The sequence below is a fragment of the Candidatus Accumulibacter similis genome, assembly GCA_013347225.1.
In the GTDB taxonomy this organism is placed as follows: Bacteria; Pseudomonadota; Gammaproteobacteria; order Burkholderiales; family Rhodocyclaceae; genus Accumulibacter; species Accumulibacter similis.
This window is the reverse complement of sequence record CP054595.1, coordinates 3,828,758-3,840,981: the sequence shown is the minus strand read 5'-3', so window position 1 is coordinate 3,840,981 and position 12,224 is coordinate 3,828,758. Positions and strand designations below refer to the sequence as shown.

Here is a 12,224-nt window from a genome sequence, read left to right as displayed (position 1 = left end):
GCTGCGCTGTGCACCAGCCGTCAATGGAAGTTGCGGCTCGTCGTCGGCAGCCGGCCGAGCAGGACGCTCAGGTCGACAAGCCGCCTGGCGACCAGGTGCACGACCGTTCCCTCGCGCTGCACCTGCCCGAGGACACCGAGCAGGCGGGCGCCGAGGAGTTCGCGGCGTTGCCGCTCGGCCAGCCGCGAATGGACGACGATGTTGGCCAGGCCGGTCTCGTCCTCGAGGGTGACGAAGACGATGCCGCTGGCGGTGCCCGGCCGCTGCCGGCAGGTGACGATGCCGGCGGCGCGCAGCAACTGGCGGTCGGCTGCCGCCTGCAACTGGCAGGCGGTGACGAAGCGCTGCGCCGTCAGGCGGTCGCGCAGCAGACAGAGCGGATGGCGACCGAGGCTGAGGCCGGTGCTGGCGTAGTCGGCGACCAGGTTCTCGCCTTCCGACGCTGCGGCGAGGTCGACAGCACTTTCCGGCGACGGCGTGTCGTGCAGCAGGTCGAGCTGCAGGCTGACACCGGCGGCAGCCCAGGCGGCCTGCCGGCGATGGCCGGCGAGGTCGGCGAGGGCGCCGGCGGCCGCCAGCAGGTCGAGGTCGCGGCGTTGCAGCCGGGCGCGGCCGGCGAGGTCGGCGACGCTGGCGAATGGTCGCTGCGCGCGTGCCGCCTGCAGGCGCTTCGCCGCTGCCTCGGGCAGGCCGGCGATGCTGGCGAGCCCGAGGCGAACGGCCGGTCCGGCGGCCGTCGCGCCGCACCGGGGATGGTCTTCGAGCCGCGCCTGCCAGTCGCTGGCGCCGACCGTCGCCGGGCGCACCTCGACGCCGTGCCGGCGTGCGTCCTGCACCAGTTGTGACGGCGAGTAGAAACCCATCGGCTGGCTGTTGAGCAGCGCGCAGAGGAAGGCCGCCGGATGGTGGCGCTTGAGCCAGGCCGAGACATAGACCAGCAGGGCGAACGAGGCGGCGTGCGACTCCGGGAAGCCGTATTCGCCGAAGCCGCGGATCTGCGCACAGATGCGCTGCGCGAAGGCTTCGTCGTGGCCGCGCTGGCGCATGCCGGCGGTCAGCTTCTGCTCGAAGGGCTCGAGCCCGCCCTTGCGCCGCCAGGCCGCCATCGCCCGGCGCAACTGGTCGGCCTCGCCGGGAGTGAAGCCGGCGGCGACGACGGCGAGCTGCATCACCTGTTCCTGGAAGATCGGCACGCCGCAGGTGCGGCCGAGAACGGCGGCGATCTCCGGCGGCATGGCGTCGATGGCCTCCTGGCCGTGGCGGCGGCGCAGGTAGGGATGGACCATGTCGCCCTGGATCGGGCCCGGGCGGACGAGCGCCACCTCGATCACCAGGTCGTAGAAGTTGCGTGGCCGCAGACGTGGCAGCATCGCCATCTGCGCCCGCGACTCGACCTGGAAGACGCCGACCGTGTCGGCGGCGCAGAGCATCTCGTAGACCGCCGGATCCTCGGGCGGGATATCCGCCAGGCGGCGGCCGGTCAGGTCGAGCGCGCGATGGATCGCCGACAGCATGCCGAGCGCCAGGATGTCGATCTTCAGCAGCCCGAGCGTGTCGAGATCGTCCTTGTCCCACTGGATCACGGTCCGTTCCGGCATCGCCGCGTTCTCCACCGGCACCAGGCGGGCGAGCGGGCCGCGGGCGATGACGAAGCCGCCGACATGCTGCGACAGGTGGCGCGGGAAGCCGCGCAGCGTGTCGGCGAGCAGCAGCCAGCGGGCGACGCGCGGTGCCGCCGGATCGAGGCCGACGGCCTGCAGGCGGGCGGGCAGTTGCTCGCGCCGGTCCCACCAGGCGAGCGAGCCGGTCAGGGCATTGATCTGCGCCAGGCCGAAACCGAGGGCGCGGCCGACGTCGCGCAGCGCGCCGCGCGTCCGGTAGGTGCTCACCGCCGCCGTCAGGGCGGCGCGTTCGCGGCCGTAGCGGCCGTAGAGGTACTGGATGACCTCCTCGCGCCGTTCATGCTCGAAATCGACGTCGATGTCCGGCGGCTCGCCGCGCTCGCGCGAAATGAAACGCTCGAAAAGCAGGTTCGATCGTGCCGGGTCCACCTCGGTGATGCCGAGGCAGTAGCAGACCGCCGAGTTGGCCGCCGAGCCGCGTCCCTGGCAGAGGATGCCGCGGCTGCGGGCGAAGTTGACGATGTCGTAGACGGTCAGGAAGTAGGGCTCGTAGGCCAGCTCGCCGATCAGTGCGAGTTCGTGTTCGACGCGCGCGCCGACGCCGGCCGGGATGCTGCCGCCGTAACGCCGCTGCAGGCCGCGGCGGACCTCGTCGCGCAGGAAGGAGGACGGCGTCTGGCCGGGCGGAACGACTTCGTCCGGATACTCGTAACGCAGCTCGTCGAGCGAGAAGTTGCAGCGCCCGGCGATGCGCAGCGTTTCCGCCAGCAGCTCCGGCGGGTAGAGACGCGCCAGCCGCAGGCGGCTCCGCAGGTGCCGCTCGCCGTTGGCGAAGAGCGCAAGTCCCGCGGCAGACAGCGTGCTGCGCAGGCGGATCGCCGTCAGCGTGTCCTGCACGGCGCGGCGCCCGCGCCGGTGCATGTGGACATCGCCGGCGGCGACCGCCGGCAGGCCGCTGGCGCTCGCCAGCGCCAGCAGGTCGGCCAGCCGCTGCGCGTCATCGGCGCCGCAATGCAGCCCGACCGCCAGCCAGGCGCGCGCCGGGAAGCACTGCGCCAGCCAGCGACCATCGTCGGCGCTGTCGCCCGGCGCGGCGACCCAGAGCGCCAGGCAGTCCGGTACGGCGCCGCTGCTGCCGGGAAGCAGGGCGGGTGTCTCGAGGTCGCTGCGCAGCAGGCGGTACTCGCCCTTGCGCGAGCGCCGGCGGGCGAGCGTGATCAACGCCGACAGGTTGCCGTAACCGGCGCGGTTCTGCGCCAGCAGGAGCAGCCGCAAGTCATCCTGCTGCCGGTCGGCGAGGCGGAACTCGGCGCCGATGATCAGCTTCAGCCCGCAGCCGCGGGCGGCCTTGTGCGCCCGCACGACGCCGGCCAGCGAGGCCTCGTCGGTGATCGCCAGCGCGCTGTAGCCGAGCGCCTGCGCCGCTTCGACCAGTTCCTCCGGATGCGAGGCGCCGCGCAGGAAGGAGAAGTTCGAACAGCAGTGCAGTTCGGCGTAGTCGGGCGGCAGGTCGTTGGGCATCCGGTGCGGCAGCGAAGGAAGGAATGTCCGCCCGGTTGCGGCAGGGCAGGCGGCGCGAAAGGCTGTATGAAAATACAGTTGCGATCTTAGCTCTTTTGCCCGTGCGTGGGCGTTCTTCGCATCCGGTCGGCGTGGCGCAGCATGCTGCTTCGCCCGGCTGCCGGTCGGTCGCCATGTGTACTGGCAGCCGACCGGCAGGGATGCGCGATGGGGCGGCAGCCTGTCCGGTCGAGCCGCGGTGGTGCGTGATCGTCACCGCAACCGCAGCGCAATCGATGCCAGGAGCGTGCGAGTTGGCGCGAGGAGCGTGCGAGTTGAGGCGAGAGGCGTGCGAGTTGAAGCGAGGAGCGTGCGAGCTGAGGCGAGGGGCGTGCGAGTTGAAGCGAGGAGCGTGCGAGTTGAGGCGAGAGGCGTGCGAGTTGGAGCGAGGGGCGTGCGAGCTGAGGCGAGGGGCGTGCGAGTTGAAGCGAGGGCCGTGCGAGTTGAGGCGAGGGGCGTGCGAGTTGGAGCGAGGGGCGTGTGACTCGTGGTCAAGGCCGTGCTAGTCGAAGCCAGGGGCGTGCGAATCCAGGCCGGCAGCGCGCAGGTTTCAGTCAGGGTACGCCCGCGGGGTCCTCGACTGTTGGCGTGAGACCGGCGGCCATGGGCGAAACCCGTTCGTTGCCGCCAGCTCGCGGCAGGGTCGATCAGCCACGCATGGCGACGTCCCGACGCCAGGACCCTGCACAGCACCGCCGGACGTCGGTTCGTCGCCTTGCCTCGCTACAACGGCGTCCCTCGCCGCCAACCTGCAGCCGGCCGACCGGGGCGAATTGCCGTGGCGAGTGGCAAAGGGGCGCCGGGTAACCGCACCGGCGCGCGCAGCGGTTACCCGGCTGCCTTCGTCGAAGCGGGCGGCGTCCCGCCGGCGGGCTTCGTGGCGCGTCGCGGGGCGCGGTCGATGTGGCTCGCGCTGTCCCAGGCGCGCATCCTGTCGGGGTTGCGGGCGTACTTGTTGTTCATGATCGCGTCGAGCTGCATCACCTCGGCCATTCCTTCGCGGATCAGGCGGCCGACGGCGGCGGTACTGGCGACACCGGTCTGGTCGTCCGACTGCATGTCGGCGTCGGCCGAGCGGATCGCCGCGATGTCGTCGGCGAGGTCGGCGACGAAATCCGCCGGCAATTCGTAAGCGAGGAACTTTGCCGCGACCGCCGGGTCGGCGAGTTCGCGCGCAAAGGCATCGGCGGCGGTGAGCAGCGCCTTCTGGTTCACGCCGGCTGGGCTGCGGAAGCGATCGGCGAAGCCCGGTTCGCCGGCATCGATGGCGCGCGCCGTGCGGGCGATTCCCTGCAGATCGAGGCGCAGCGAATCGACCAGAACCTCCTTCGCCGTCGCCGAGCCGCCATCCTGCCGCGCCTTCTCGACGTCGAGATCGCGGACGATCTGCGCCAGGCTCGCAAAATGCCCGGCAGCCTTGCTGCCGGCGGCAAAGTCCGCGGCATTCGCGTTGCCGAAAGTCTGCACACGGCCAAACATGTCGTGACGGCGAGCTTCCCGGTCATTCATGGTTGAATCTCCTGTAAAGGGTCATTGGCAGGATTGCCGAATGGAAATTAGCGCGCCGCGGGTTTTCTGGCAAGACTGAAGAGGCAAAAAATGGGCGGGCTTGGGTCGATGCGGTACTGAACACGGTGCCGTCGCTGACGCATACGCTGAACGACTCCGACCGGTTGCTTCGGGTGGAAGGGCGGGCTCCGTTAGCAATGGTTGTTCGATCAAGGTGGCGGCTCGGCCGTCGGACAATTCGCCCGGTGTCTCTATGCGGTGGCGCAGTTTGAAGAGATACCGGCCAAAACGCGCCGCCGGGAAACATTCGCGCAGGGTGCGGATCACTGAGGCAACGGCTTGGACGAAGCCAGACTGCCATGCAATGCGCTCTTCGGGCACGCTTGGATGTCGCCGCCGTCACCTGCTGGTGGCGAGGCCAGCCAGTGGGACGATCCGTGGACTGCCGGAATCAATCGGACGATACCTGTCGTGAGCGTGCCCACAGCTGCTCTGGTTGCAATTCGTGGCGGCGCTGAGCTATATTTTGCCCATTGATGCTCGCCGGGCTGAAAGCCCAGCGAGATGAGTTGCGGAGCGGGGAGGGCGCTGACGCAATTGCCGGAATTTTTGGTGGACGGGCGCATGGCTTACCGCATTGTTCTGTCGAGGAAACTTTCTGTTCTTGTGCATGCCCTCAGGATATTGACGCAAAGCTTTGCGTCAAGTAGGCCTGCGACATCACGTTAGCGCTCTTTCTCCCGGATAATTTCCTATGCCGAAGAACCCGCTGTTTGATCTATATGAGAAGCTCTATTTTCACGAAATCGAGGTTCGCGAGAAACTTGGTGGCCGACTGCAAACGCCGATGGCAATCATCGTCTCACTGATTGGCGTTCTTACGTATCTGCTTCAAAACTTCGACAAAGACCACGCCGGCACGGCTACTGTGACATTTCTAATCTTGTTTGGCCTAAGTAGCGTGACGCTCGTTACTGCCATCTACTTTTTTGTCCGTTCTTGGTATGGCAACACCTACGCGTTCCTTCCGTCAGCAGAGGCAACTGAGGAGTATCGGCAGCTTCTTCAAAAGACATATGAACAGTACAAGGACGGCGACTCTCTGGCCGAAACTTATCTCAATGATTACCTTTGTACTAAGTACATCGCATGCGCTACTCAGAACACCCAATGTAACGACCTACGCTCGCTAAACCTCCACAAGACCAACGGCACTCTTATTATCTCAACTGTACTGGTTGCTGTTACGTTTCTAGTCTTCTTCATGGGTGACCTAGACAAAACAAAGACCAGAAAGCCCACCGAGGTAGTCGTTGTTAAACCAGTAGATGTCAAAGGAATCATCATGAACGAAAGGAAGCCCGAGCCACCGAAGGAAGTAAGCCCACCACCTCCACCGCCTCCACCTCCGCCCACAAGGCTAATCAAGGAAGGTGTTGAAATCGTGAAACCTCAGCAGGAGAAAGAAAATGGCAAATGAAAAAGCTCCACCACCACCGCCCCCTCCACCTCCCACTCGTATGGTCAAGGGAAGTGTAGAGGTTCCTCGGAAGGCACCACCACCGCCACCACAAAAGCCGCCCGTCCCTCCGCGTGGAAAGAAATAGCCCTCTCAAGAAACACACCCCAAGTGATTGATTCGTAATGGTTCGTTCACGCGGTTTGTGGAGTGGTGATGAGTTTCAGGCCGAGTTTTTCGGCACGCTGGGAGAGTTGTCGGACGACTCGTTCGCGGTAGCGTTCCTCGAAGTAGTCCTGGCCTTGGTCGGTGTATTCCTCGCCCTTGGTCAGCAGGGTGTAGATCAGGCGAGCGAGCTTATCGGCGGCGGCGGTGACGGCCTTGGGCTTGCCCATGTGCGCGCACATGCGGCGGAAGCAGGCGCCCAGAGCCGACTGGCTGGTGCGCAGGGCGGCAGCGGCGAGACGCAGGGCCTGGGCGGCTCGGTTGGCGACCCGCCTGGTCTTGGCGCTGATCACTTTGCTGCCGGTGATCCTGGTCCCTGGGCACAAGCCCAGCCAGGCGGCGAAATGCTTGACCGTCGGAAAGCGTGACATGTCCGGCCCGACTTCGGAGATCACCGTCAGCGCCGTTGTGATGTCGATGCCATCGATGCGGGTGAGATCGACGCCGCACATCTTGAACATCAACTGGCGCAGATTGAACTTCGGCGCGTTGCGGGCGCAGCCGCGACGCCTGGCCTTGTCCGGCCCGGCGTCGTGAACCTGCAGTCGCTTCATCTGGGCTTCGATCTCGGCATCGCACCCGGTCAGCTGGGTGCCGATGAAGTCGAACAGGGCCAGCGCCTGCTTGAGCGCGAACAGGTGTTCGGCGCGCCAGTTGCCTTGCAGGCTCTTGGCGATCTCCTCCCGGCTGGCCCGGATGCGCGCATTCTTCATCGCCGCCAGCACTTGGCCGTCGCGCTCGCCGCCAACGATGGCGCGCAGGATCTTCTGACCCGTTTCGCCAACGACATCCGAGATCACGTTGGCGAGTTGGATGTTCATCTGTGTCAGCGCCTTCTGCATGTGCTGAACATGGCGGCCCTGGCTTCGCAGCAACATCTCACGCTGGCGCGACAGCGAACGCAGCGCGCAGATGCCGTCGGCCGGGCGGAAGGCACCCCGCAGCAAACCATGGGTCATCAGCTGTTGCAGCCATTGGCAATCCAGCACGTCGGACTTGCGCCCGGAGACATTCTTCACATGCCGGGCATTGACCAGCAACACCGTGAAACCGCGGGCGTCCAGAAGCTCGAACAGCGGGATCCAGTAGACACCGGTCGATTCCATGGCCACGGTGTCCACGCCACAGTCCTTGAGCCAGTCGGCCAGGCGTTCGAGGTCCGCCGTGAAGCTCTTGAATTCGCGCACCGGCTCATCATCCCGGTCGGGCGGCACAGCGACGCAATGCGAGGCGCTGCCGATGTCGACACCGGCCGCATTGGGGTGGGCGAGGGTCAGTGCGGCGCGGCGTTTGCCGAGCTTGGCACTCATGCTGCGATTGCGTTGCGCCATGGCTTGCTCCATCATTCGTTGCGGAATGTGGCGCTACCTCGGGTGCGTCGTCTTGCTCACTCTCTCAAACGGGATATCGATCCGGTGGCTGCAAACCGCCGGGTCCATTCACCAATGTCGATGACGTCACCCAGAACCACGCCAACCTGCGGGCAATTCACACCATTGCTGCATCGGTCTTCCGTAGCGCCGCATTCCACCTTGCCACACACCGCTCACCTCGTGTTTCTTCGGGACGATTTGCGGCCGCGGCCCGATTACTTCGCTAACCCTTCCGTCGAGAGGGACCGCCTGCAAGCTGCGCTTGCAGTTTCCCTTCGCGGCTTCGCCGCTGCGGCGGCCCCTCACGTCAAACGTTAGACCGCATGTGGATCTCCTGCCGAATTAAGAGCCACTCGCATACGCTCAGCAATGAGGCGTTCCGACTGTTCCAAAGTGAGGCTACCAATATGCGCGTTCATAAGGTTAGCGAGCGGGAGTTCACACTGTCTGTTCGGCCCCGGCATCCGGAAAATCCGGAATTTGAGCAACTCGCAGAAGCACACCAAGTCATCCTCTGCTTCTTGATTGCGCTGAACGTCGGATCACTTGGCGCATTCGCTTGGGCTGAAGAACCTTGGGTGCGCCCTGTCTTTGCCGTCACCGAGGACATGGAAGGTACAAGGGGCTATCGTGCTGCAATAGTCGCACAGAGTCCCATGCAGCACGGTGAGCTCACGGAGCTAAAGGAAGCAGACGTTTACAGCGTTGTACTCGTCTTTGGCATCGTGGCGCGTGAGCGAACGTCCGTGCTTACGGGGGAGTACGCGCGTGGCCTGCTACTCTTGCGGATGAATTTCGCCGAACTCAATTTTCGGCGCGAAGCTTTTATGTGTTTTTATCGTGCCTTCGAACACTTTATAGCCTCTCGGATACTCAAAGTGTCGAAGCTGGGTAACGAGCTGAAGGACCTACAAAGGGGACTGCGCAGGATCACTCAAAGCCAAGAAATCATCGATGAATTTCGCTCGATCTACACCATTCGATCGAGCCAAGCTGCACATTCCCAGGTAAAACAGAGAGAGATCACGCTGGAGGAGGTGCTGAAGGTGAAGGTCTTCCTTGACATAGTCATGCATACAGAATTCAAGCACGAAGCAAATGCCGAGATGCTAGCAAGGAGGTTACGTGAGCAAGCTGGCGGTGAGGTCTAACATCCCGCTCCAGCCGACCGTCAAAAAGCTGCGCTTTTTGCCGTCGGCTGAGCTTGCACGTGTGCGCCGGGGATGGCGCGTTACTTCACGGTAATAGGGGACCACGGTAATAGGGGACAGACCACGTGTTTCAGACGCAAGGAGAGCCTCTGTTGATTCTGATTCCACTAGCGGAAGCATACGTCCGACGCGCTGCGCGCGAGGTTGGTCTTGGTCGTTAGGCGCATGGCGTCCCGAGGATAGTCCGAATGCCCACTGTCTTGCGTGTCGGAGCGTTTCGGCTTTTCTTCTACGCCAGTGATCGAGATGAGCCCGAGCATATCCACGTGGAGCGTGAAGATTGCATCGCCAAATTCTGGCTCGACCCGGTTCGTCTTCAAAGCAGTGGAGGCTTGTCACGAGGCGAAATCAGCCGCATTGAGAAGCTCGTCGAGAAGCATCAGTCTGAATTGATGGAGGCCTGGAATGAGTATTTCCGTGATTGAAATCGAGATTCCCCTCGCCCAAGCCGTGCGGGTCACTGAGGATTCTTTGCACGTCGATCTTGCTGACGGGCGGACGATCTCTGTTCCGCTCGCATGGTATCCGCGCCTGGTGCATGCCACGGCTGATGAACGAAAGAGGTGGCGGTTGATTGGAATGGGTCGAGGCATCCATTGGGAGGCTATTGACGAAGACATTAGTGTGGAAGCTCTGTTGGCGGGAAGAGCCTCTGGAGAGAGTCAGACCTCGTTGAAGAAATGGTTGAACACACGATCATCGGGCCTGACCGGCGCTTAGAGCGGACCGGCTGCAAGCCGCCTGAAGAGGCCTCGCCGCTTGCGGCCGGTCCGTTCAAGCTTGACGTTGGGTCCTCGCGAAGGAAAGCGCGGGAGTTCTCGTTGTGGTCGCGGCAGTCGGCTTCGGCTTCGCGGGAAGCGGCGGTCTTCGATAGCGCTTCCGGTAGCAGCGTTACGGGGGCTGACGCGGCGGCCTGGTTGCCGGTCGTTCGTGTCCTGTGGTCTCCTCGGCGGGCGCGCTTGCGGCTGGGATCCGTCGGTAGGGCTCTTGCCGGGTAGGGTTATTGCCTTTCCGGTCAGCAGTGGCTACGCTCTTGGCCTTTCGCCCAACCCGGCGCTCCAGGCGACCGGCCGCATAAAGCCGCGGCCTTTCGCCTGAGCTTTCACGGTTGGGGGCTTTGGGAGATTACTATGCAGAAGTCCTGTCTTTGCTGCGAGAAGAAGCTCAAGACTGAACCACCGCGCGTCTGCCCACATTGCGGTCAAGTCTTCCAGGACAACGGGCGGGGACGGTATCGACGCACATTGGCGAGCCAAACAGGAACAGGGCATGCCATATGAGGAGTTCTGGGCGGGATTGTGTTCGGCGCACGGAGGCCGAAAAGCGCGCTCGATCGGCCCATCAACCGCAAGTTCCTGGGCTTCACGGTCAGCCGCAACGGTGCCAAGCTCAAGCTGGCCGACAAGGCCCTCGACAAGCTCAAGGACCGCGTGCGCGAACCGACCCGTCGGACAAGAGGCACCACCTTCGCCGCCGTCGTCGCAGAGCCTGGAGAAGCCCCATTGGTTGGAAAGCGTACGTCGGAATCACCGAGGTGCTGAGCCCTTTGCGCGCCCTCGACAAGTGGGTACGACGCAGGTTTCGCTGCCATCTCTGGAAAGCAATGCGGGCGAGCGGGCTATCGGGAACTGCGCAAACGTGGCGTGTCTGTGCGTGCAGCGTGGCATGCCAGCAAGTCCGCACACGGTCCATGGCGGGTGTCGCAGACGCCGGCCCTGTCGATCGTGCTACCCTTGCGCTTCTTCGAACAAATGGGACTGCCGAGCCTTGCGCCGCGACAGGAATTTGCTTCATCGAACCGCCGGATACGTGACCCGTTCGTCCGGTGGTGTGGGGGAGGCCGGGAGGCTTTCTCCTATCCCGATTGGGCTTCCAGAGGGTCGTGTCAATGAGAACGCTCTGCACCAGTCTAATATGTAGCCCGTTCGATCGAGAGCAGGAGCCCTAAATGGCCATCGTGAAGCGCATTCTGTGCCTCGCCAACTCCAAGAAGTTGTCCGGCCGCTGCGTGGCTGGGCGGGAAGTACTCGACGCCGGTCCCGGTTCGTGGATCAGGCCCATAAGCGCCAGGCCGAACGAGGAAGTCTCCGAAGACGAGCGCCAGTACCAGGACGGAAACGAGCCGAGAGTGCTCGACATCATCGATGTCCCCCTGATCCGGAATCAACCGCACGCCTGCCAGACGGAGAACTGGTTGCTCGATCCTGAATACTACTGGACGAAGGTTCGCCAAGCCGGCTGGCCAGAGCTTCAGCGCTACGTCGAGAACCCCGCAACCCTTTGGACGAACACCCGCAGCACGTTCAACGGTGCGAATGACGAGATTCTCCAAGCCGATGCCGATGCATTGCCGAACTCCCTCGTCCTGATTCGCGTTTCAGCTCTTGAACTGAAAGTGCTCGCGCCGGGTGCGGCTTTTGGGAATCCGAAGCGCCGAGTGCAGGCTGCTTTTCAGCACCGTGGCGTCCGGTATGCGCTTTGGGTCACCGATCCGCTCTTCGAACGTGACTACAAGGCGCGGGCTGACGGAATGTATACACTGGGCGAGTGCTGCCTTTGTGTGAGCCTCGGGGAGCCCATGCAAAAGCAGAACGGAGAGTCGTGCCGCTACAAGCTCGTGGCGGCAGTGATCCAACGTGAAGGCATGCGGCCATGACCAGTCCAATCACCATATACACCGTCGGACATTCGACCCACACCATCGAGAAATTTCTCGATCTACTCGAACTGAACCGCGTGACCGCCATTGCGGACGTTCGCTCCAGCCCCTTCAGCCGCCACAATCCGCAGTTCAACAAGGACACGCTGTCCGGCGAGTTAAAGAAGCACGGCATCGCCTATGTCTTCGTCGGCAAGGAGTTGGGCGCCCGTTCAGAGGATCCCGCCTGCTACGCGGGCGGCAAAGTGCGGTATGACCGTCTGGCTCAGACATCGATCTTCAAATCGGGCATCGACAGAGTGCTGAACGGAGCGCAGAAGTACCGCATCGCGCTGATGTGCGCCGAGAAAGAGCCGCTGGATTGCCACCGTACCCTTCTGGTCAGCCGTGCCCTGGAACTACTCGGGGTGTCCATCGTTCACATCCTTTTGGACGGGAGTACCGAGGCCCATCCGCATACGATGGCCCGGCTGCTTGATCTGGTCGGACTGCCGCAGGTGGACATGTTCCACAGCCACGACGAGCTGGTGGCGACGGCCTGTGAGCTGCGGGAACAGAAGATTGCGTACGTGGATGAAGCCCTCATTGAGCAGGAACGAGCGTGAA

General features: G+C 63.7%; 9 protein-coding genes and 1 pseudogene. 7 read left to right on the top strand and 3 right to left on the bottom strand.

The genetic code is table 11. The annotated features are described in order from the left end of the window. Positions 1-20: 20 nt before the first annotated feature. Together HT579_16955 and HT579_16950 are read right to left on the bottom strand one after the other, a co-directional pair. Entirely contained in the window at positions 21-3,143 is a 3,123-nt protein-coding gene (locus HT579_16955; protein QKS30454.1) for an error-prone DNA polymerase, read from the bottom strand. Positions 3,144-4,010: 867 nt separating this feature from the next. Next, positions 4,011-4,691 (bottom strand): hypothetical protein, encoded by a 681-nt coding sequence (locus tag HT579_16950; protein QKS30453.1) that lies wholly within the window; start codon positions 4,689-4,691, stop codon positions 4,011-4,013. A gap of 754 nt (positions 4,692-5,445) precedes the next feature. Between HT579_16950 and HT579_16945 the strand changes: the two genes are divergently transcribed. After that, entirely contained in the window at positions 5,446-6,171 is a 726-nt protein-coding gene (locus HT579_16945) for a hypothetical protein (protein QKS30452.1), read from the top strand. A gap of 173 nt (positions 6,172-6,344) precedes the next feature. On the opposite strand, the gene HT579_16940 is transcribed toward HT579_16945, so the two are convergent. After that, complete coding sequence (locus HT579_16940; protein ID QKS31686.1) at positions 6,345-7,685, bottom strand: IS110 family transposase; 1,341 nt, start codon at positions 7,683-7,685, stop codon at positions 6,345-6,347. A gap of 470 nt (positions 7,686-8,155) precedes the next feature. Here HT579_16940 and HT579_16935 point away from each other — a divergent pair, with 470 nt between their 5' ends. From HT579_16935 to HT579_16910, 6 genes and pseudogenes are all read left to right on the top strand, one after another. Next, positions 8,156-8,899 (top strand): hypothetical protein, encoded by a 744-nt coding sequence (locus HT579_16935; protein QKS30451.1) that lies wholly within the window; start codon positions 8,156-8,158, stop codon positions 8,897-8,899. Positions 8,900-9,147: 248 nt separating this feature from the next. Next, positions 9,148-9,384 (top strand): DUF4160 domain-containing protein, encoded by a 237-nt coding sequence (locus tag HT579_16930; protein ID QKS30450.1) that lies wholly within the window; start codon positions 9,148-9,150, stop codon positions 9,382-9,384. Next, on the top strand, positions 9,365-9,679 hold the full coding sequence (locus tag HT579_16925) for a DUF2442 domain-containing protein (GenBank protein QKS30449.1): 315 nt from the start codon (positions 9,365-9,367) through the stop codon (positions 9,677-9,679). Before HT579_16930 ends, HT579_16925 begins: the two co-directional genes overlap by 20 nt. A gap of 674 nt (positions 9,680-10,353) precedes the next feature. Beyond that, positions 10,354-10,737: pseudogene (locus HT579_16920) on the top strand (maturase). Between the two features lie 170 nt (positions 10,738-10,907). Then, positions 10,908-11,615, top strand: coding sequence for a hypothetical protein (locus HT579_16915; GenBank protein ID QKS30448.1), 708 nt, complete (start codon positions 10,908-10,910; stop codon positions 11,613-11,615). Beyond that, complete coding sequence (locus tag HT579_16910) at positions 11,612-12,223, top strand: DUF488 domain-containing protein (protein QKS30447.1); 612 nt, start codon at positions 11,612-11,614, stop codon at positions 12,221-12,223. Before HT579_16915 ends, HT579_16910 begins: the two co-directional genes overlap by 4 nt. Position 12,224 lies beyond the last annotated feature (1 nt).